The sequence below is a fragment of the Burkholderia sp. MSMB1826 genome (assembly GCF_001526325.1).
Lineage (GTDB): Bacteria > Pseudomonadota > Gammaproteobacteria > Burkholderiales > Burkholderiaceae > Burkholderia.
Genome location: NZ_LOYN01000010.1, coordinates 42,515 through 62,038 on the forward strand (window position 1 = coordinate 42,515; position 19,524 = coordinate 62,038).

Sequence of the window (19,524 nt, forward strand, 5' to 3'; positions counted from 1 at the left end):
AAAACTGCGCCCTTGACGATTCAAGGGCGCAGTTGCAGAGACGGTGGAGCATCCACCGTCAAATGGCTTAACGACCGGTGACCGAGCCCGTGCAGACGCTCGTGTTGCCGATGTCGAGGTTGAAGCCGCTCGTGTTGCTCAGGAAGTCAGCCGAGATTGCCGTCTGGAAGTTCGACGACACGGTGTCGAAACCGTTGCCGTGAACGATCGACGCGAAGCTGGCGTTCGTGTAGTGGCTGTTCAGGAAGTCGTGCACGGCGGTCTTGACCGACGGATCCGCGTAGCACTGGCTCAGGATGATCTGGCTGGTGCCGGAAACCGGATAGCCCGAACCCGGATTGCCGACATTCGGCACCCAGTTCGCCTGGTTGGCGGCGCGAGCTTGGGTGCTCGGGACAGTCGCCGTGCTGAGTGCGGTCGTCGCGTTCGCATACGTCGGCGCGTAGTACACGCCGTTCGAGGCGTTCACGAGGCTTGCCACCGGCAGCTGGAATGCGCTGGCCGACGTCACGACCGTGCTTTTCGGAGCCAGGAACGTGTTCGTGTAGTCCGGGCTCAGGTAAGCGACAGCGGCCGTGCCGGCCGACTGGTAGCTCACCAGTTGCGTACGCACGCCACCGCTACCCGAAGCCGGCGTGAAGTTCGACGGAACACCGCCCGGGAACGAAGCCGTGAACGTCAGCGAATCGACGAACGTCACGCCCGCAGCCGTATTGGCAGTCGTACAAACAGCTGCCAGGTGGCGGGTCAGCAGTTCGGTCGTGCCGCTACCGTCCGAACGGTAGACGACCTTGATCGGTGCGTTCAGCGCGTACACCGAACCCGTTTCCGGATTCGTGACCTGATTCCAGTTCGTCAGCTTGCCCGAGAACACGCCGCACAGGTCGTTGTCGTTCAGCGCGATGCTATGTGCCTGATTCGGCGTCGTTTGCGGGGTCGTCGTGCTCGTCACGGCCGGGCCGTTGACGACCGGCACCGTGATCGGCGTGACGACGTACGGAATCTGGATCAGCGGGCCATTCGTCGCGCCGAGGCCGGCCTTGTAGGACGTGAGCTGGGCGGTCGACAGGGCCGCATCGCTGTTCGCGAAGTGGACCGTGCCCGTGACGCCTGCGCCGAAGAACGTCGGCTGGTTGTTCAGGAATGCGTTCTGGCCGGCGCCCGAACCCACCGAGTAATACGTGAACGAGCCTTCGGCGGTGCCGAACAGGCCGATTTCGGTCGCGGTGTTGCCGATCGCGCCGATGGTCGGGGCGACGAGCGACGAACCGCCGCCGTGGATGTCCGCGGCCATCGCGGCCGTGGCGCCCAGACCGGAAACAACGAGAGCGAGGACTTGACAGATCTTGCGCTTGCTGGATTTCATGAGAAATTTCCTTGAACGAAGATAAACGGGAACCCCTGCTACTGCGGTTGGAATGCTTATGGACCGCCGGGTAAATGTAGGAGGGAATTCGAACGGCGCGTGTGAATTTTTCATAACGAATGGTGCGTAACATTTTTATCGATCGAGCCATTGCGTTATTCGAATGGATAAAGCGCCGATCGGAGCGTCATTCGGCACGCGCTGGAGCGTCCAGATACTGGGATTGGGGCGGCGTCGTTCGACGGATTGCGCGCGAGAGCCCGTGTCGGGCTTGACGGAGGCCGTTGAAACAGCATGCGGAGCCAGGCAGCGCTATCCCAACTTCACGACGGTTTCGTGGCGGATGTTACGGAACATTGCGCACGTCGATGAATACCTTCCGTTTCGATGTATTTTTCTGATTGTCGCTCGAATCTGTAAATGAAAGGTCGAGCAAGGTCGTAGTGTATTTAATGTGTGTTCAGTTAATTGACTGGATAAGATTGAAATCGTTTTTACGTTATAAGAATGGCGAATCCGGGTAATAAGCCCCGTCAAAAAAGGTAGCCCAACATCCGTCACAAATCTGCGCCGGTTCGCTCCGTAGTCTTCCCCGGCGACTCCGCCCGGCACATTGCGCGCCGTCGCCGAAAAAAGTCGCACGCGTGACACGAGGGCACTGACATGTCGGCATTCCGCTACGAAGCGATCGATCCCACCGGCCGCACGCTGAAAGGCGTGCTCGAAGCCGACAGCGCGCGCGCAGGCCGCAGCCATCTGCGCACGCAGGGGCTCACGCCGCTCGTCGTCGAACTGGCCGCGCAGCGTCTGCACGGCGAGCGCCATCAACGGTTGTCGCTCGGCCGCAAGCTGTCGCAGCGCGAGCAGGCGATCATCACGCGCCAGCTCGCGAGCCTGCTGGTCGCAGGTCTGCCGCTCGACGAATCGCTGTCGGTATTGAGCGAGCAGGCCGAACGCGAATACGTGCGCGAGCTGATGGCGTCGATCCGAGCGGAAGTCGTCGGCGGCCATTCGTTTGCGAATGCGCTGAGCCAGCATCCGCGCGATTTCCCCGAGATCTATCGCGCGCTCGTCGCGGCCGGCGAGCACACGGGCAAGCTCGGCATCGTGCTGTCGCGCCTGGCCGACTACATCGAACAAAGCAACGCGCTGAAGCAGAAGATCCTGCTTGCGTTCACGTATCCGGGCATCGTCACGCTGATCGCGTTCGGCATCGTCACGTTCCTGCTGAGCTACGTGGTGCCGCAGGTCGCGAACGTGTTCACCAGCACCAAGCAGCAACTGCCGACGCTGACGGTCGTGATGCTCGCGCTGTCGGACTTCGTGCGGCACTGGTGGTGGGCGTCGCTCGCGGCGACGGTCGCGATCGTCTATGCGATCCGCAAGGTGCTGTCGCGCGATGCGCCGCGGCTCAGGTTCGACACGTGGGTGCTCACCGCGCCGCTCGCGGGCAAGCTCGTGCGCGGCTACAACACGGTGCGCTTCGCGAGCACGCTCGGCATTCTCACGGCGGCCGGCGTACCGATCCTGCGCGCGTTGCAGGCGGCCGGCGAGACGTTGTCGAACCGCGCGATGCGCGCGAACGTCGACGACGCGATCGTCCGCGTGCGCGAAGGCTCCGCGCTGTCGCGTGCGCTCGCGCATACGAAGACGTTTCCGCCGGTACTCGTGCACCTGATCCGCTCGGGCGAGGCGACGGGCGACGTGACGACGATGCTCGATCGCGCATCCGAAGGCGAATCGCGCGAGCTGGAGCGCCGCACGATGTTCCTGACGAGCCTGCTCGAACCGCTGCTGATCCTCGCGATGGGCGGCGTGGTGCTCGTGATCGTGCTGGCGGTGATGATGCCGATCATCGAGCTGAACAACATGGTGCAGTGATGCGCGGCTCAGCGCACGAACGCGTTGGCTTTTTCCGCGGCGGGCAGCGCGATTTCGCGTTGCAGTCCGTTGCGGTCGACGACGATCGAGCGCGCGCGAACCTCGGCGAGCTTGGCGGCTTCGCCGATCGCCGCGCCGAGCGACACGACGCGCGATGCTTCGCCGCCGACGCTGACGATCGCGGCCGCTCGGCGTGCATCGAAGGCCAGCACGCCGAGCAACTGGACGGCATCGCGGCCGTCGTCGGGTTTCGCGCCGAACAGCCGTGCGCCGGCCGCAACGTCGACCGGCGCGGGCGGCGGTGCAAGCGCCGCGACCGGCGCATCGGCGGCGCTCAATACGCGCACGGCCCACAGCGACACGGCGGCGAGCGCTGCCGCGGCGGCGAGCGTCGCCGCGAGCTGTACGAGATCGGTGCGGGACGGCGCGATGCGAAGCAGGTCGAATGGTTTCATGGCGACGGGTCGATGCGATGGACAGAAGACGTTTTCCATTCTTTGCCGCGAGGGTGAATGCATGATGACGGGCCTCAACGAAACCCGAGCGTCGTACGCCGGCCACGTGCGTGAACGTGGGCGTCGCCGTACGCAACGCGGCTTCACGCTGATCGAGATCATGGTGGTAGTCGCGATTCTCGGCATTCTCGCGGCGCTGATCGTGCCGAAGATCATGAGTCGCCCGGACGAGGCGCGCCGCATCGCGGCCAAGCAGGACATCGGGACGATGATGCAGTCGCTGAACCTGTATCGCCTGGACAACGGCCGTTATCCGTCGCAGGAGCAGGGGCTCGCTGCGTTGATCCAGAAGCCGACGACCGATCCGGTACCGACCAACTGGAAGGACGGCGGTTACCTGGAGCGCTTGCCGAAGGATCCATGGGGCAACGCGTATCAATATCTGAACCCGGGCGCGCACGGCGCGATCGACGTGTTCAGTTACGGTGCGGACGGCAAACCGGGCGGCGAGGGCAACGATGCGGACATCGGCTCGTGGCAGTGACGGAACGATGGGCATCCTGAACGGGCGCGGCCGGCGTACGGGCGCTGCACGTCGCACGGCGGCCGGCTTCACGTTGCTGGAGATGCTCGTCGTGCTCGTGATCGTCGGGCTGCTGGTCGCGGTCGTGACGCTCGCGCCGTCGCGCAACCGGCGCACCGATCTGGCGGAGGAGGCACAGCGCCTGGCGAACCTGCTCGAATCGGCCGGCGACGAAGCGCAGGTGCGCGCGATGCCGATCGCATGGCAGCCGGTCGGCGGCGGCTATCGCTTCGTGCAGCGCACCGAAAGCGGCGGCTGGGCGCCGATGACCGACGACCTGTATCGCGCCCGCCGCTGGGGCAGCGAAGTGACGGGCGTGTCGGTGCGTTACACGGGCGGCGGCGAAGCGCCGTCGCGGATCGTGCTCGGTAGCGAAAGCATCGACGTGCCGGTGACGATCACGCTGTGGTCCGGCGACGTGCGGGTGGCCGTCGTCGGCACGGGCATCGGCAACTTCGTCGTGCGCCGGCCCTGAGCGGGGGCCGTCGTGGTTCACGTGCGAGTGCGCGATGCACGAAAGCGGTGCGGCGCGATCGCGTCGCGCGGCGAAACGCTTCACCGGACTGTCACAGTGCCCGCTCACAATCTGTCGTTCGCTTGCGACGGAGCCGCTCACGGGGATGCACGCTTCGGCACGCGGCGTGCAACTCCACTTCCGTCCAGGGATTCATGACTCGTTCACGGGCGCCGACCGGTGTCCTGGCGCTCGTCGCGTGGCTCGCGTTGGTCGTGCTGTCGATGCGCGGCGCGTACGCGCAGGAGACCGGTTCCATCGGCCGCCAACCGGGTAGCGCGGTGCATTTCGATCTGCCCGCGCAGCCGCTCGCGAAGACGTTGCAGGATTTCGCGCGGCTCACCGAGATGATCGTGCTCGCGCCGGCGCCGCTGCTCGACGGGCGCACGAGTGTGCCGGTCCAGGGCGATTTCGCGCCGCGCGACGCGCTCGAGCGGATGCTGGCCGGAACGGGGTTGCGTGCGGAATTCTCGCGTCCGGACGAAGCGATCATCGTCGCGCAGCCGGCCGCCGAGGCGCCGCCCGCTCCGGCCGACACGCCGGCGGATGCGGCGCTGCCGATCGACGGGATCGGCGATTCCGGCGATCGGCGCGCGTTCGCGGGCCTGCTGCAGGCGCATCTGATCGATGCGCTGTGCGCGCAGCCGGCGGCCGTGCCGGGCAGCTATCGACTCGTCGCGCAGATGCGCATCGACAACAGGGGGGCGGTGGTGGCGGTCAACATGGTGGCATCGAGCGGTTCGGCCGCCCGCGACGCGGCGGTGATGCGCGCGCTGCGCGCGCTGAAGCTGGACGACGCGCCGCCTGCGGACCTGCCGCAGCCGGTCACGATCCTGCTGCGCCCGGCCGGCAACGGCGTGCATTTCCGTTGTCCGGCGCCGCAGCCGGCCGTTCGGGGCTAGGCCATCATGTCCGACGGCAACCGCTCCGGGCTCCGGAATCTGCTGGCGACGCGCTACGCGTACCTGGTCAGGCGGCTGGAACGCGTGACGGGGTCGAAGGACGGCGCCGCCGATGCGCTGCACGAAACCTGGCTGCGCCTCGAGAACGCGAACGTCTCCACGCAGGTGACGAACGCGGACGCCTATATACTCGGGATGGCGAACAATGTCGCGATCGACCAGCATCGGCGCGAACGGCGGCATCTGCACGACGACGACGTCGAGACGCTGCTGGAGGTGCCCGACGAACTGGCCGATCCCGAGCGCATCGTCGCGGCGCGCCGCAAGGTCGAGACGCTGAAGGACGTGCTGCGCGGCCTGCCGCCGCGGCGTCGCGCGATTTTGCTGGCCGCCCGCGTGGACGGCCTGCTGAATCGCGAGATCGCCGAGCATTTCGGCATTTCGCTGCGGCTCGTCGAAAGCGAGCTGAGCGCGGCGATGAAGTACTGCCTGCAGCGGATGCAGGAAGACGGCGATTCGTACGCGGGCACGCGAGGCGGCCCGCGCAAATTTTGAGCATCCGGACGATGACGAAAGCCCAGGCCCAACCTGCCCACGACGAACTCGACGAAGCGAGTGCGTGGCTGCTGCGTCTGCGCTCGGGGGACGCGAGCCAGGACGACGCCGACGCGTTCGAACGCTGGTGCAAGGATCGTCCGCAAGCCGCCGATCTGCTGCGCGGCACCTGGAGCTCGCTGCGCACGGCCGCGACCGAACTCGCGCACGAGGAGCGCACGGCCGCGGCCTGGGCACAGGTCGCCAGGCGCGAACGCACGATGCGCACCGGGCGGCGCGCGTTCATCGGCTTCGCGGTCGCCGCGGGCGCGTCGTGGCTCGTCGTGCGGCCGCCGCTGCAGCTGTGGCCGTCGCTCGGCGACATCGCGGCCGATTACCACACGGGTACCGGCGAGCAGCGCAGCGTCGCGCTGTCGTCGCGGGTCACGGTCGAACTGAACACGCAAACGCGCGTCGACGTGCTGCCGGCGAGCGATGCCGCGCATGGCGTCGAAGTCGTCGCGGGCGAGGCGGAGATCGACGCGGTCGCGCCGCCGGCCGGCCGAGCGACGCCGATCCAGCCGGTCACGGTGGTGGCGGGCGGCGGCCGCATGCGGGCGCTGGTCGCGCGTTTCAACGTGCGGCGCACGGGCGCGCAGGTCTGCGTGACCTGCCTGTCCGGCACGGTCACGCTCGAACATCCGCGCGGCGCGCGTACGCTGAGCGCCGACGATCAGGTCGTCTACGACGACCGCGGCGTGCAGCCGGTGTCGCGGACCGATCCGGGCACCGTCAGCGCGTGGCGGCGCGGCATGCTGGTGTTCAACGGCGTGCCGCTGTCGGACGTCGTCGACGAGATCAACCGCTACCGGCGCGGCAAGGTCATCCTGCGCAGCGCGTCGCTCGGCGCGAACCGGATGCAGGCGCAGTTTCCGATCACGCGGCTCGACGACGTGATCGACATGGTCGGCCGCCTGTACGGCGCGCACATCACGCGCCTGCCCGGCAACATCGTGCTGCTGAGCTGAGCTGCTTTCCCCGCGTTCCGCTTTCCTTCCTTTCTCCCGTTTCCATCCGGCCGTTGCTCCGCCTGCCGCGGTGCTGCCCGCGCTGCGGGTTACGGCGCGTCGATACGACCTTATCCATGAGGGCCGGCAAACGCCGGGTCGTCACGCGTGACGGCCCGGTGGGGCGTCGTCGGACCCGAGGCGTGGGTGGCAAGCGCCCCGGCCGCGCAGCGATGCGCGGTGGGGGGATGTGTGTCGAGGGAGCTTCGGGCGGTGGCGTGATCATGAACGAATCGCAACGGGATACGGATTCCGGCGACGCGGACACGCGCGCCGACGCGATCCGCGAGGGCGCGGTGCGCTGGCTGCTGTGGCTGCGCGCCGGCGACACGACTGAACGGGAACGCGACGCTTTCGGGCGGTGGCGCGCGCAGAGCGACGAGCATGCACGCACGGTGCGCGAGCTGATCTGGATGTGGGCCGTGCTGGAGACGGTCGGCCGCCCGGAGCCGGGCGAGCCGGGCGGGCCCACGCGCACGCATTGACGCGCCGCATCGGCGTTGCAAGAAAGTCTGCGGGTTAGGCGAGGCTGCTGCGACCTTGTATATGAGAGAGCGAGGGCCGTGAAGAGGGGCGATGGCGTGGAGACCGGGGGAACGGGGGCCGGAATGGGCCCCCGGATCGCCCGTCATGCACGGTGGTCGGCGCGCGCGCCGGTCCACGCGGCGTCGAGCGGATCGTCGGCATCGCGCAGCGGCTCGCGCAGAAACGGAAAGCGTTCGACGAACGGTGCGGATTCTTGCAGGGCCACGATATGGTTGACCATCCATTGCAGCAGTTCGCCGCCGTGCCGGACCTGTTCCGGGCGCCAGTCCGGCATCGTCGAGAAGAGGGCGGAGAAGCCGCTCCAGCGCGACGGGCGATCGTTGTCGCCGGGGCGGAAATAGGTATTCATCGCGACGTCGCGCGCGGGTGTCAGCGTGCCGACGAACAGCCCGTGCGGCGTCGGCACGCCGACCTGCTGCCAGCCTTCCGCGATCGCCAGCGAGCGCATCACGCGCGCCGCGACGAACGCGATGCGGGTCTCGTGCTCGATTTCCGCAAGCGACATCACGCCGTTGCGCTGCATGCAGCGCGCGACCGCGTGCGGGCGGATCGCGTTCGACGCGAAACTGCGCAGCACGAGGTCGGGCACCGTCAATTGAAGCTGGAATTCGCGCAAGCCGTGCTCGGCGCTCATCGTCGAGAAATGGACGAACAGCCCTTCTGCGCGACCGAGCGCGCCGACGTACGGTTCGAGCCCGAGGCGCACGAGCTTCGGCGCGATCTGACGCTCGAGCAAGCGGAGCAGGTTGCGGCGATTGCGCACGCCCTTGAAATCGTCGAGGCCGCGCGTGACGATATCGCTGATTTCCCAGCGGCGCTCGTCGGCGATGAGCCGCGGGGAGCCGCTCAGATCGAACCGGGCGCGACCGTGCGCCACGCGGGGATCTACGTACATGCCGGTGCCTCGTGCATTGATTGCGGGCGGCCCGCCGTGACGGCGCGGCGTCGCGCGGAGCGGGCCGCTCACGATGCTGCGGGGTCGATCGCGCTGCGTCAAGTGCGACCGCGTGGCGACGCGCGCGAGCGCATGCCGGTGCGGTGGCCCACGCGATCGACCGGACCGTGTGGGGTAACGCGATGATGCGCACGATCGTCGAACGCTTCGTCGAGCAGAGCCCGATGACGATCATGGCGCGGCTCGTCCTGCAATGCGCGCTGCACGACGACTGGGTCGACGCCGCGGCGGGCGCCGGCGACGAGCCCGACGGCGAGTCAATCCGCGAGGCGCTGTTCGCCGCTGCCGTCGACGCGATCGCGGCGATTGCCGCGTGGCGGCGGATGCCGGATGCGGCCGGCGCCGTCGCGCCGGGGTTCGGCGCGGCCGTGACGGCGTTGCACGATTGCATGAGCCGGTGGCGGTCCGGCTGGGGGCGCGCGCTGGCCAGGGACAGCGTCGACCTGCTGCTGCCGGTCGCGTCGGTGCGCGGCGTCGACGGTGCGTGCGCCGTCGACGGGATGCGGCTGCGCGTGCTCGATGGGGCCGGCGAGGCCTGTGCGCCGCGAGCCGACGGTTGCGACTGCGGGCGCGCGTGCGACGACCCGGCGCGCGATGCGGCGGCCGGCGGTGCGCGCGTCCTGCCGGTGTACGACCCGGATCTCGGGATGATCGTCGACCTGCTGCCTTGCGAGCGCGGCCGGTCGCACGAGCGCGCATTCGTCGGCGCGTTGCTCGAAGCGGTCCGGCCCGGCGAGCTGTGGATCGTCGACGGGCGCTTCGATACGGATGCGATCCTGTCCGGCTGGCCGCGCCGCGGCGGTGCGTTCGTGCTGCGCGAATACGGCCGTTCAACTGCGTGCCGACCGCTCGGCGATTGGCGGGACGCCGGCGTGTTCGGCGCCGGGCGCGTTCGCGAACGATCCGTCGCGATGGCCGGCGAAGGCGGCGCGTCGGACACGTTTCGCCAGATCGAATGGGAGGGCGCGGAGGTGCCCGGCGAAAGCGTCACGCTGCTGACCGACCTGTCGGCCGAGCGGTTCGACGCGCCGCAGATCGTGGCGCTGTCGCGTCGACGCTGGCGCGACGCGTTGCCGCTCGCGCTCGAGTCCGTGACGGGTGGCACGCCGTTCGGCACCGTGCCCGCGCGTGCGGCGTTGCTGGCGAGCGGGATCGCCGCGTTCGCCTACAACGCGTTCAGCGTGATGACGCGCGTCGTCGACGGCGCACTCGATCTCGATGCGCGCGACGTCGCGCGCCTGCCGTCGCTGATCGCCGACGGCGTCACGGCCACCTATGCGGGCATGATGATCGCGCTGCCGCCCGACTGGTGGCAGCGTTACGACCGGTTGCCCGCGACGACGCTCGGCCAGATCGTGCGGATGCTCGCCGTGCACGTCGACCCGCGCAGCGAACGGCGGCGCCGCCGCGACAGCCGGTTGTCGTCGAAGTCGCAGGCATTGCTGCGCGCCGCGACGCTCGAGTGCCTGCTGCACGACAACGGCGACGATCCGGCCGCGAACGTATTCAGCCTGCGCACGATCGCGATGGCGACGCGCGACTTCAGCAGCAATCCGTCGAAGGCGCTGCGGCACGCCGGCGAGGCACTGGTGATGGTCACCAAGTACAACCGGCCGATCGCGCTGCTCGTGTCGATCGACGACTGGAACCGGCTGCTCGGCGAAGTGCGCGAGACGAGCTTCACGCGCTTGTCGTTCGATGCGGCGGCGTCGCCGGGGCAGCGACCGGTGACGTTGAGCGAGTCGTCGCTGAATTAGCCGGCGCCGACCGCACGTTGCCGGCCCGGCTCGGCGTTCGCCGCGCCCGTCTCTGCCGCATCCGGCTTCAACTCGTCAGCCGCCGCACCCAGATCACCGACGTCCACGCGAAATTGCCGCTGCCGTAGCGTGCGATCAGCGTGTCCACGCGCGCGTTGATCCGCGCCGAATGCACGCGGCAATGCACGATGAAGTAGCCGCTGTTCACGCCGACGGCCGAGCCGTCCGGCAACGTCGGGTTGCCGCCCTGCGCGGGCAGCAGGTATTCGGCGATGTCGCCGGTGCTCACGAAGTAGGCGGTCGCGCGCCGGTCGACGAGCCGCTTGGCCTGGCTCGCCGACAGCGTCGGGATCGCGGCGACGAGCACGGGTTCGGTCGCGGTGTTCGCGTTGACGACGGTCAGGTCGGGCAGGATCGTGACGTACGGCGCGAGCGCTTCGATCGCATGCGCGTCGTAGCCGGGAATACGTGCGAGATCGTCGACGGACACGAGCTGCAGCGGCCAGCCGCCCGGGCCGTTCGCGTCGCGCAGCGAGCGCAGCATGTAGTCGGCCGTCGGTTGCGCGAGCGCCGGATCGAGCGACAACTGGCCGAGCAGGCGCCGGTACGCCAGCACGCCTTCGCCGTTGGACTGCCACGGCTTGCCGGGCGCGGCGCGCGACACGAGGTTCATCAGGTTGAAGCGCGCCTGCGCGTCCTCGACGCTGCCCGAGATCCACGCGCGCGACAGCTCCGCATTGACCGCCAGCGCGTCGGACGGCAGCAGGTCCGAGAGCTGCACGTCGGCGACCGGCGCCGACCACGTCTGGCCGACGAACGTGACGTTCGACGTCGCGCTTTGCGCGCGCAGCGTCGCGCGTGCCCATTCGACGGCCGCGCGCTCGATCCACATCGTCTGTGTCGCGAGCCGCTGGTTCTCGACGTCGCGCGTCGCGACCTGCTGGCGCCACAGTACGCTGGCCGCGAGCGTGGCCGCGAGCGCGACGACGAGCAGCACCGTCACGATCGCGATGCCGCGTTCGCGCGGTGCGCATGCCGTCCTTCCCGTCCCGTATCGATGCATCCGCGTGCCCCTCCGCAGTGTCGGCGCGGCGCGCTCACACCTCGAACGCCATCCACGCATGCGCGATGCTCGCATGCGCGGATGACGTGACGCCGAACAGCGCGGCGAGCCCCGCGACCCAGCACGCGAGCGTCGCGGGGCGCATGCCGTCGTCGGCAAGCGGGCCGACCAGGTCGGCGATCGCGTGCGAGCGCCACAGCAGCAGCACGAACAGCGTGCAGCCGACGGTCATCGCGATCGCGAACGTGTGGGCTGCAACCGCGGGGCGGCGGGTGAACGGCGTGCGGTGATGCCGCTGGTTCGTCGCGACGATCGCGACCCCGTTCGCGACCGGCACGATCGCCATCGCCAGCGCCCAGAACAGCGGCTGATCGCTCGACGGATTGATCAGCAGCAGCGTGCCGATCGTCCAGACCGGCGGCGCGAGCAGCGTGAGCACGGACCACGACAGCAGTTGCCACGCGAGCCACGGCGAGCGCCAGCGCAGCGGCGGATTCGACGCGGCACGAGCGGCGGCGCGCGGATGCAGCTGGCCCGGCAATCCGGCGGCGCCGGCCAACCGCCCGGCGAGCCACCGTACGAGCATCGTGGCGAATGACATGGAGTGTCCTGTCGTTGACATGTTCCGTTCTCAATAGCTAGGACGAATCGGGCGGCTGCAAGCCGCAGGATTTCGCACGTGCTCGCGGTTTGCGGTGCGGCGTAAACGGTCCCGACGATCGCACCCCGTGTTTCGCGCGTGTTTCGTGAATATCTTCAGTCGAATGTCACAAAAACTTCCCGGTTGAAACCGGAGGATTGTCGGGCCGCACGCTGCCCGTCGCGTTTTCGCTCGCGGGCCGGCCGGACGGCGACTCGTTTGCCGGCGGGCTGCCGACGCGCCGCGCGTCGGCTACGCAACGACACGTATACGAAATGGGGGCCACGCAAGGTCATGCGCCGCATCTCGCGCGTCTCGCGCGGGCGAGCGGCTGCACGCATGCAGGCCGCTTGCGTCGACCGCTGCCCGTGCCGGCGGATCGGTCGACGTCACGCAAAAAACATTGCGGCAATGCGCGCTTCATTCCGTCTAGGTAGGTGGGAGCTGCGACTTGGTGCGCCGTACGCGGCCCCGTTCGCGACCGATGCGCGTGCACCGGGCCGACGGGGGCAGGCAAGCGAGCATTTTTTCTCATCAGGCGGCGTGATGCCGACAGGTGCATGACAGTGGAACAGTTCGAGGAAACCCGGCCGGCAGGCGAAACCGACGCGCCGACGGACGACGTATCGGCGCGGCAGGCGGAAGCGTTGTCGCCGGTCATCAACCTGCGCGACACCGGGCGCTTCCTGCAGGTGCTCGAGGCGCTCGGGTGCTCGCTGGCCGTGAGCCGCCGCCCGTCCGGCGTGGCCGTGATCGGCGTCGACGACGGCGTGCCCACGCTGTCCGCGTGCCTGTTGCCGCGCTCGATGGGGATGGCCGTGTCGGGCAAGCGGCTCGCGATCGCGACGATGCACGAGCTGATGGTGTTCGCGAACGTATCGACGCTCGCGCCGCACTATCCGGCCCGACCGGATCACTACGACGCGATGTTCGTGCCGCGCATGGCCTATTACACGGGCGATCTCGACCTGCACGACATGGCGTTCGACAAGCACGTCGTGCTCGCGGTCAACACACGCTATTCCTGCATCAGCGTGATCGACGGCTATTTCAACTTCACGCCGATCTGGCAGCCGCCGTTCGTGACGGAGACCACGCCGGACGATCGCTGCCACCTGAACGGCATGGCGTTCGCCGACGGCAAGGTGCGGTTCGCGACGGCGCTCGGCATGAGCAACGAGCCGTTCGGCTGGCGCAGCGGGATGGCCGGCAGCGGCATCGTGATGGAGGTGCCGTCCGGCCGGATCGTCGCATCGGGGCTGTCGATGCCGCATTCGCCGCGCGTGATCGGCGGACGCCTGCACGTGCTCGAAGGCGGCCGCGGCCACGTGCTGCAGATCGATCCGCAGTCGGGCGCGCGGCGCGTGCTCGCGAAACTGCCGGGCTTCACGCACGGTCTCGCCGAATACGGGGGCGTGCTGTTCGTCGGGCTGTCGAAGTTGCGCGACAAACGCGGCCCGCAGGGGCTGCCGATCGAAAGCGAATCGGATGCGCTGGTCGCGGGGGTCGCCGCGCTCGACGCGAACACCGGCGACGTGCTCGGCATCCTGCAGTTCTTCAACGGCGTCGACGAGATCTTCGACGTGCAGGTGATCCCGAACGTGCGGCGTGCCGAAATCCTGAGCCCGCATCAATGGGCCGAGACGCCGTCGATCGTGACGATGCAGGGCGGCTTCTGGCAGACGCGTCCGCGCGAGGACGACGAACCCGCGAAGGCGGCGGAGCGTGCGCGATGAAGATCGATCGTTGCGGGTTTCCCGACGTCGTTTCGTCCTTATCGGTAGACGTGCCCCGCGACGAGCGGCGCGTGTCGCCACGGCGGGCCGGCGGAGTGTTGTGGCTCACCGGGTTATCCGGCGCGGGCAAGACGACGCTGGCCGATGCGGTAGCGGCGCGACTGCGCGAACGACGCATGCATCCGGTGGTGCTCGACGGCGACCGGCTGCGTACGGGGCTGAATCGGGATCTCGGTTTTACGGTGCAGGACCGTTTCGAAAACGTGCGGCGCATCGCGGAAGTCGCGGCACTGACGAGCGAATCCGGCGCGCTGGCGATCGTCGCGGTCATTTCGCCGCTCGCGGCGATGCGCGATGCGGCGAGAGCGATCGTCGGGCCGGCGTTCCGTGAGGTGTATGTGAGCACGCCGCTGGCGTGCTGCGAGGCGCGGGATCCGAAAGGGCTGTATGCGAAGGCGCGGTGCGGCGCACTGCCGGAATTCACCGGTGTGTCGGCGCCGTACGAACCGCCGGTGAAAGCCGATCTCACGCTCGATACCGGCCGCGCATCGCTCGCGACGTGCGTCGATACGCTGTTGCAATTCGCCGTGACGCAGTTCGGTTGTCAAGCGGATGCGCAGGCGGCGCCGACGCATCGCGGCTAAGTTCGGCTCGACGGCATGAAAGGCATTGCGCGGATCATGATAAGGATGACGAATCAATCGTCATCAAAGTGAAACAGGCAACTGATAGCGGGGCGAGCGACGGGGTCGCGACAGCTTCGCTGCGGTCCGGAACGACAAAGGGGAATGGCGCATGCCGCCGAGAGTAGACCGCAAGTCACGCGAACGATGGCGGCTGAATGGCCGATGCCTGGCCGGTGCCGTGCTGGCCGGAGGCTTGAGCGTCGCTCCGGGCGTTCATGCGCAGGACGCTGCCGCGCCGGCCGCGAAGGCGGCGCCCGCCGCGCCGCAGTCGTTCGACGTGAATGCCTTCGTGGTGCGCGGCAACACGACGTTGCCGACGCTCGAGATCGAGAAGGCCGTGTATCCGTTCGAAGGGCCGGGCCGCACGCTCGCCGACGTGAACGCGGCCCGCGATGCGTTGCAGAAGGCGTATCAGGATCGCGGCTACCAGTCGGTCGTCGTCGAGTTGCCGCAGCAGCAGGTGAAGAACGGCGTGATCCTGCTGCAGGTGACCGAGGCGAAGGTCGGGCGTCTGCGCGTGGACGGCGCGCAATACAACTCGCCGCAGAACATCCGCGACGCGGTGCCCGCGCTGGCCGAAGGCAAGGTGCCCGATTTCAACCAGGCCCAGCAGCAGCTCACCGACCTGAACCGCTCGGCGGACCGCCAGGTGATTCCGGTGCTGAAGCCGGGCGCGCTGCCGCAGACGGTCGACGTCGATCTGAAGGTCGACGATCACAGCCCGCTGCACGGCTCGCTCGAACTGAACAACGACAACAGCCCCGGCACGTCGACGCTGCGCACGACCGCGAGCCTCAGCTATTCGAATCTGTGGCAGCTCGGCCACGTGATTTCCGGCACCTACGTGATCGCGCCGCAGCATCCGAACGATGCGCGCGTCTACGCGTTCTCGTATCTCGCGCCGATCAAGGATTCGCGCTGGAGCTTTCTGGCGACGGTCGTGCATTCGGACAGCAACGTCGCGTCGGTCGGCAACACCAACGTGCTCGGCAAGGGCACCACGTACGGCTTCACCGCGATCTATTCGCTGCCGGCGACGGAGACCTACGCGCATACGGTCAGCATCGAGATCGACCGCAAGCACTACGACGAAGACGTGTCGCTGCCGGGCCAGGGCGGCTCGACGGCGCCGCTCACTTACGTGCCGGTGACGCTGTCGTACAACGGCCAGCTGAGCCTGAAGAACTCGCAGACGTCGTTCTCCGCGTCGCTGACGACGAACATCCGCGGCCTCGGCAGCGACTGGGGCGCGTGGGACAACAAGCGCTACAACGCGACGCCAGATTTCGTGTACGGCAAGTTCGACGTGAATCACACGCAGCGCTTCGCGAACGACATGCAGGCCAATGCGCACGTGAGCGGGCAGATCTCGAACTCGCCGCTCGTGTCGAGCGAGCAGTTCGCCGCCGGCGGGATGAACAGCGTGCGCGGCTACATGCAGGCGGAAGACACGGCCGACAGCGGCGTGATCGCGTCGCTGGAGTTGCGCAGCCCGTCGCTGTCGAAGTGGCTCGGCGGCGCGGTCGGCAGCCGGGTGAACGAATGGCGCTTCCATGCGTTCTTCGACGCGGCGCACCTGTGGCTGCTGAGCCCGCTGCCGGAGCAGACGTCGCGCTTCAACCTGATGAGCGTCGGCGTCGGCACGCGGCTGCAGCTCATGAAATACGCGAGCGCGGATTTCGAGGCCGGCTGGCCGTTGAAGGCCGGCGTCTACACGCGGCAGTACAGCCCGCGGTTCGATTTCTACGTAAGGCTGGGTTTCTGACGGATTTTTTGTTCGTGGCGGGGCGATGCGACGAGCGCGGCGCCCGCCCATTCGGGGAGTGGATCGTGAAGCGAGTCTTGTTTTTCCTGTTGGCGGTGATGCTCGGCGTGCTGCCCGGCATCGCGAACGCATGGTGGCAGAACGACTGGTCGTACCGAAAGGCGATCACGATCGACGCGAGCCCGAAGGGCGCGAACCTCGCGGAATCGGCCGGCCGCGTGCCGCTGCTGATTCGCCTGCATTCGGGCAACTTCCAGTTCGACGGGCTGGCCGACAACGGCGCCGACATCCGCTTCGTCGCGGCCGACGACAAGACGCCGCTGAACTTCCATGTCGAGCAATACGATCCGGTGCTCGGCGTCGCGCTGATCTGGGTCGACGTGCCGAAGCTGCCGGCGGGCGCCGCGGAGTCGATCTGGATGTACTACGGCAACAAGAAGGCGCCGGACGGCGGCAAGCCGGCCGAGACGTTCGACCCCGACTACACGCTCGTCTATCACTTCAACGGCGCGGCCGGCGCCCCACCGAAGGACGCGACCGCGTACGGCAACCACGCGCAGAACGCGTCGTTCCGCACGATCGAGGACGGCATCGTCGGCAAGGGCGCGCGGTTCGACGGCACAGGGTCGCTGACGCTGCCGGCGAGCCCGTCGCTGAACGTGCCGGCCGGCGGCAGCTTCACGTTCAGCGCATGGGTCAAGCCGTCGGCGCTCGCGCCGAACACGCTGCTGTACGGTCGCCGCGACGGCGCGAACGCGCTGCTGATCGGCCTCGACAACGGCGTGCCGTTCGCGGAAGTCCAGGGCGCGGCCGGCAATCCGGCGCCGGTGCGCACGCCGGTCGCGTCGCCGGTCGCCGCGAACCAGTGGACGTATGTCGCGGTCACGGCCGACGGCAAGAACCTGACCGTCTACGTGAACGGCAAGCAGGTGTCGCAGGTCGCGGCAACGCTGCCCGCGCTGAACGGCGTGACGACGATCGGCGCGGATGCGCCCGGCGCACCGGCCGGGTTCGCCGCGTATGCGGGCGCGCTCGACGAACTGCGCCTGTCGAAGATCGCGCGTTCGCCGGCCGCGATCGCGGTCGACGCGCTCGCGCAAGGCTCGGAATCGAAGCTGGTCGCGTACGGCGCCGACGAGAAGCAGTCGGGCTTCGGCTTCGGCTACTTCGGCGTGATCGTGCAGTCGGTGACCGTCGACGCGTGGGTCGTGATCACGATCCTGCTCGGGATGGCGCTCGTGTCGTGGATCGTGATGTGGACGAAGGCGCGCTACGTCGGCACCGTCGACAAGGCGAACCAGTATTTCGTGCAGCGTTTCCGCGAAGTGGCCGGGCGTCACCTGGTCGGCCTCGCGCACGTCGACGAAGGCAGCGCGGAAGGACGGCGCCTGTACCAGTCGTCGCTGTACCGGCTGTACAAGGCCGGCGTGCATGAAATTCACAGCCGCGTGGACGGCAACGGCCGCACGGTGATCACGTCCGAATCGATCGAGGCGATCCGCGCGTCGATGGACGCGACGCTCGTGCGCGAGAACCAGCGGCTGTCGAAATCGATGGTACTGCTGACGATCGCGATCTCGGGCGGCCCGTTCCTCGGCCTGCTCGGCACGGTGGTCGGCGTGATGATCACGTTCGCGGCGATCGCGGCGGCCGGCGACGTGAACGTGAACGCGATCGCACCGGGTATCGCGGCTGCGCTGCTCGCCACCGTCACGGGCCTGTTCGTCGCGATTCCCGCGCTGTTCGGCTACAACTACCTGCTGATTCGCAACAAGAACGTGACCGCGAACATGCAGGTGTTCGTCGACGAATTCGTCACGCGCCTGGCCGAAGCGCATCGCGCGCCCGACCACGCGGTGCTGGCCGACTGACCGCACGCAGGAGACCACCATGCAGGTTCAGGACGACGACAAGCCGTACGACGACATCAACATCACGCCGATGCTCGACCTCGCGTACGTGCTGCTGATCATCTTCATCATCATGACGACCGCGTCGGTGCAGGGCATCAAGGTCGACCTGCCGAAGGCGAGCTCGTCCGCGAGCCTCGCGAAACCGAAGACGAAGGCGATCACGGTCGCCGATTCGGGGCAGGTGTTCCTCGACGCGTATCCGGTGACGATGGACGAGCTCGAAAGCCGCTTGCGCACCGAGAAGGCGACCAATCCGGAATTCCCGATCGTGCTGAAGGGCGACGCAGCCGTGCAGTACCAGAAGGTCATGGACGTGCTCGACCTGCTGCGCCGGCTCGACCTGTCGCAGGTCGGGCTCGTGACCGGCAAGGCGAAGCAGGGCGGCTAGCGCGATGGAAATGACCTACAACGGCGGCCCGCCGCAGAAAGGCCCCGGCCGTTTCGTGAAGCCGGTTGCGATCGCGCTCGTGCTCGCCGGGCTCGCCGCGCTGATCTGGCATTTCGCGGGGGACACCGCGGGCGTGAAGCGCGCGAGCGCGCCGCAGGTGACGACGGTGATCCCGTTGCCGCCGCCCCCGCCGCCGCCGAAGCAGAAGCCGCCGCCCGAGAAGGTGAAGGAAGAGGTCAAGACGCCGGTCGACCGGCCGACGATCGCGCCGAAGCCGTCCGAGGCGCCGAAGCCGTCGGACAACCAGCCGAAGCAGATGACGATGAACGCGCCCGCGCAGGCCGGCACCGACAGCTTCAACATCGGCGCGGGCGACGGCTCGGGCATGGTCGGCAGCGGCGGGGGCGGCAAGTTCGGCAACGCGAGCTATGCGCAGTACATGGTGTACGTGCTGCAGCGTGCGATCGAACAGGACAAGGGCGTGCAGGAGGCCGGCGGCGCGCGGTTCGCCGGCAGCCTGAACCTGTGGATGGATGCGTCGGGGCGGATCACGAAGGTGACGGTCGCGCAGTCGACCGGCGACGCGAAGATCGATGCGGCAGTCGTCGCGGCGGTCGAGGCGCTCGGCAAGGTCGACGAAGTGCCGCCGCCGGCGACGTCGTACCCGGTGCTCGTCAAGCTCCAGGGACGCAAGCCGGCATGACGATGCGCGAGAGAGACCACGAAAGAATCATGGGGCAGGTCCGTCGCACGGATCCTGCCGGAAAAGAAAC

At 68.1% G+C, this 19,524-nt stretch carries 19 protein-coding genes; 14 read left to right on the forward strand and 5 right to left on the reverse strand.

Annotated features, from left to right (window positions below; genetic code table 11):
- Positions 1-67 precede the first annotated feature (67 nt).
- The gene (locus WS95_RS02240; protein ID WP_034204551.1) at positions 68-1,366 is read right to left on the reverse strand and encodes a substrate-binding domain-containing protein; all 1,299 of its coding nucleotides are present in this window, start codon (positions 1,364-1,366) and stop codon (positions 68-70) included.
- Positions 1,367-2,029: 663 nt separating this feature from the next.
- Here WS95_RS02240 and gspF point away from each other — a divergent pair.
- Positions 2,030-3,247, forward strand: a complete 1,218-nt coding sequence (gene gspF, locus WS95_RS02245) for a type II secretion system inner membrane protein GspF (RefSeq protein ID WP_034204552.1) — start codon at positions 2,030-2,032, stop codon at positions 3,245-3,247.
- 8 nt (positions 3,248-3,255) lie between these two features.
- Here gspF and WS95_RS02250 read toward each other — a convergent pair whose 3' ends face one another.
- Positions 3,256-3,702, reverse strand: a complete 447-nt coding sequence (locus WS95_RS02250; protein ID WP_059822056.1) for a general secretion pathway protein GspC — start codon at positions 3,700-3,702, stop codon at positions 3,256-3,258.
- A gap of 61 nt (positions 3,703-3,763) precedes the next feature.
- On the opposite strand from WS95_RS02250, the gene gspG reads away from it, so the two are divergent.
- The 6 genes from gspG (at position 3,764) to WS95_RS02280 (ending at position 7,787) form a co-directional block, all read left to right on the forward strand.
- Positions 3,764-4,246: a type II secretion system major pseudopilin GspG gene (gene gspG, locus WS95_RS02255; protein WP_373557143.1), complete on the forward strand. Its 483-nt coding sequence runs from the start codon at positions 3,764-3,766 to the stop codon at positions 4,244-4,246.
- On the forward strand, positions 4,221-4,760 hold the full coding sequence (locus WS95_RS02260; RefSeq protein ID WP_082746836.1) for a GspH/FimT family pseudopilin: 540 nt from the start codon (positions 4,221-4,223) through the stop codon (positions 4,758-4,760). Before gspG ends, WS95_RS02260 begins: the two co-directional genes overlap by 26 nt.
- Before the next feature lie 194 nt (positions 4,761-4,954).
- The gene (locus tag WS95_RS02265) at positions 4,955-5,701 is read left to right on the forward strand and encodes a secretin and TonB N-terminal domain-containing protein (RefSeq protein WP_059822060.1); all 747 of its coding nucleotides are present in this window, start codon (positions 4,955-4,957) and stop codon (positions 5,699-5,701) included.
- Positions 5,702-5,707: 6 nt separating this feature from the next.
- A complete protein-coding gene (locus WS95_RS02270) occupies positions 5,708-6,256 on the forward strand; it encodes an RNA polymerase sigma factor (RefSeq protein WP_034204554.1) in 549 nt (182 codons plus the stop codon).
- Positions 6,257-6,267: 11 nt separating this feature from the next.
- The gene (locus WS95_RS02275; RefSeq protein WP_059822061.1) at positions 6,268-7,263 is read left to right on the forward strand and encodes a FecR family protein; all 996 of its coding nucleotides are present in this window, start codon (positions 6,268-6,270) and stop codon (positions 7,261-7,263) included.
- Positions 7,264-7,526: 263 nt separating this feature from the next.
- Complete coding sequence (locus WS95_RS02280; protein WP_230624760.1) at positions 7,527-7,787, forward strand: FecR/PupR family sigma factor regulator; 261 nt, start codon at positions 7,527-7,529, stop codon at positions 7,785-7,787.
- Positions 7,788-7,930: 143 nt separating this feature from the next.
- Here the strand turns inward: WS95_RS02280 and WS95_RS02285 are convergent, their stop codons facing one another.
- Positions 7,931-8,743 (reverse strand): hypothetical protein, encoded by an 813-nt coding sequence (locus tag WS95_RS02285; protein WP_059822755.1) that lies wholly within the window; start codon positions 8,741-8,743, stop codon positions 7,931-7,933.
- Positions 8,744-8,925: 182 nt separating this feature from the next.
- Between WS95_RS02285 and WS95_RS02290 the strand changes: the two genes are divergently transcribed.
- The gene (locus tag WS95_RS02290; RefSeq protein WP_059822063.1) at positions 8,926-10,560 is read left to right on the forward strand and encodes a transposase; all 1,635 of its coding nucleotides are present in this window, start codon (positions 8,926-8,928) and stop codon (positions 10,558-10,560) included.
- Between the two features lie 67 nt (positions 10,561-10,627).
- On the opposite strand, the gene gspK is transcribed toward WS95_RS02290, so the two are convergent.
- Together gspK and WS95_RS02300 are read right to left on the reverse strand one after the other, a co-directional pair.
- Positions 10,628-11,623: a type II secretion system minor pseudopilin GspK gene (gene gspK, locus WS95_RS02295; RefSeq protein ID WP_059822065.1), complete on the reverse strand. Its 996-nt coding sequence runs from the start codon at positions 11,621-11,623 to the stop codon at positions 10,628-10,630.
- A 34-nt stretch (positions 11,624-11,657) separates the two neighbouring features.
- On the reverse strand, positions 11,658-12,224 hold the full coding sequence (locus tag WS95_RS02300) for a hypothetical protein (RefSeq protein WP_059822067.1): 567 nt from the start codon (positions 12,222-12,224) through the stop codon (positions 11,658-11,660).
- A 599-nt stretch (positions 12,225-12,823) separates the two neighbouring features.
- Here WS95_RS02300 and WS95_RS02305 point away from each other — a divergent pair.
- The 6 genes from WS95_RS02305 to WS95_RS02330 all read left to right on the forward strand — a co-directional run bounded on the left by WS95_RS02305 (position 12,824) and on the right by WS95_RS02330 (position 19,454).
- Positions 12,824-13,999, forward strand: a complete 1,176-nt coding sequence (locus tag WS95_RS02305; protein WP_059822069.1) for a TIGR03032 family protein — start codon at positions 12,824-12,826, stop codon at positions 13,997-13,999.
- Complete coding sequence (gene cysC, locus WS95_RS02310) at positions 13,996-14,643, forward strand: adenylyl-sulfate kinase (RefSeq protein WP_034204562.1); 648 nt, start codon at positions 13,996-13,998, stop codon at positions 14,641-14,643. The genes WS95_RS02305 and cysC overlap by 4 nt, the downstream gene beginning before the upstream one ends.
- Before the next feature lie 151 nt (positions 14,644-14,794).
- Positions 14,795-16,450 carry a ShlB/FhaC/HecB family hemolysin secretion/activation protein gene (locus tag WS95_RS02315; RefSeq protein ID WP_230624761.1) on the forward strand — a complete coding sequence of 552 codons (1,656 nt, stop codon included), beginning with the start codon at positions 14,795-14,797 and terminating at the stop codon, positions 16,448-16,450.
- Positions 16,451-16,515: 65 nt separating this feature from the next.
- Positions 16,516-18,321 (forward strand): DUF2341 domain-containing protein, encoded by a 1,806-nt coding sequence (locus WS95_RS02320; protein WP_059822757.1) that lies wholly within the window; start codon positions 16,516-16,518, stop codon positions 18,319-18,321.
- Between the two features lie 19 nt (positions 18,322-18,340).
- Positions 18,341-18,751, forward strand: coding sequence for an ExbD/TolR family protein (locus tag WS95_RS02325; protein WP_027780971.1), 411 nt, complete (start codon positions 18,341-18,343; stop codon positions 18,749-18,751).
- 4 nt (positions 18,752-18,755) lie between these two features.
- A complete protein-coding gene (locus WS95_RS02330; RefSeq protein WP_059822071.1) occupies positions 18,756-19,454 on the forward strand; it encodes a TonB family protein in 699 nt (232 codons plus the stop codon).
- Positions 19,455-19,524: the final 70 nt, after the last annotated feature.

Bases quoted from the DNA above. Each gene is read 5' to 3' on its own strand.
- WS95_RS02265 (WP_059822060.1), top strand. From the start codon at position 4,955: ATGACTCGTTCACGGGCGCCGACCGGTGTCCTGGCGCTCGTCGCGTGG.
- WS95_RS02240 (WP_034204551.1), bottom strand. From the start codon at position 1,366: ATGAAATCCAGCAAGCGCAAGATCTGTCAAGTCCTCGCTCTCGTTGTT.
- WS95_RS02285 (WP_059822755.1), bottom strand. From the start codon at position 8,743: ATGTACGTAGATCCCCGCGTGGCGCACGGTCGCGCCCGGTTCGATCTG.
- WS95_RS02290 (WP_059822063.1), top strand. From the start codon at position 8,926: ATGATGCGCACGATCGTCGAACGCTTCGTCGAGCAGAGCCCGATGACG.
- WS95_RS02275 (WP_059822061.1), top strand. From the start codon at position 6,268: ATGACGAAAGCCCAGGCCCAACCTGCCCACGACGAACTCGACGAAGCG.
- WS95_RS02280 (WP_230624760.1), top strand. From the start codon at position 7,527: ATGAACGAATCGCAACGGGATACGGATTCCGGCGACGCGGACACGCGC.
- gspG (WP_373557143.1), top strand. From the start codon at position 3,764: ATGATGACGGGCCTCAACGAAACCCGAGCGTCGTACGCCGGCCACGTG.
- WS95_RS02250 (WP_059822056.1), bottom strand. From the start codon at position 3,702: ATGAAACCATTCGACCTGCTTCGCATCGCGCCGTCCCGCACCGATCTC.
- WS95_RS02270 (WP_034204554.1), top strand. From the start codon at position 5,708: ATGTCCGACGGCAACCGCTCCGGGCTCCGGAATCTGCTGGCGACGCGC.
- WS95_RS02305 (WP_059822069.1), top strand. From the start codon at position 12,824: ATGACAGTGGAACAGTTCGAGGAAACCCGGCCGGCAGGCGAAACCGAC.
- WS95_RS02300 (WP_059822067.1), bottom strand. From the start codon at position 12,224: ATGTCATTCGCCACGATGCTCGTACGGTGGCTCGCCGGGCGGTTGGCC.
- WS95_RS02315 (WP_230624761.1), top strand. From the start codon at position 14,795: ATGCCGCCGAGAGTAGACCGCAAGTCACGCGAACGATGGCGGCTGAAT.
- gspF (WP_034204552.1), top strand. From the start codon at position 2,030: ATGTCGGCATTCCGCTACGAAGCGATCGATCCCACCGGCCGCACGCTG.
- WS95_RS02325 (WP_027780971.1), top strand. From the start codon at position 18,341: ATGCAGGTTCAGGACGACGACAAGCCGTACGACGACATCAACATCACG.
- WS95_RS02260 (WP_082746836.1), top strand. From the start codon at position 4,221: ATGCGGACATCGGCTCGTGGCAGTGACGGAACGATGGGCATCCTGAAC.
- WS95_RS02330 (WP_059822071.1), top strand. From the start codon at position 18,756: ATGGAAATGACCTACAACGGCGGCCCGCCGCAGAAAGGCCCCGGCCGT.
- cysC (WP_034204562.1), top strand. From the start codon at position 13,996: ATGAAGATCGATCGTTGCGGGTTTCCCGACGTCGTTTCGTCCTTATCG.
- gspK (WP_059822065.1), bottom strand. From the start codon at position 11,623: ATGCATCGATACGGGACGGGAAGGACGGCATGCGCACCGCGCGAACGC.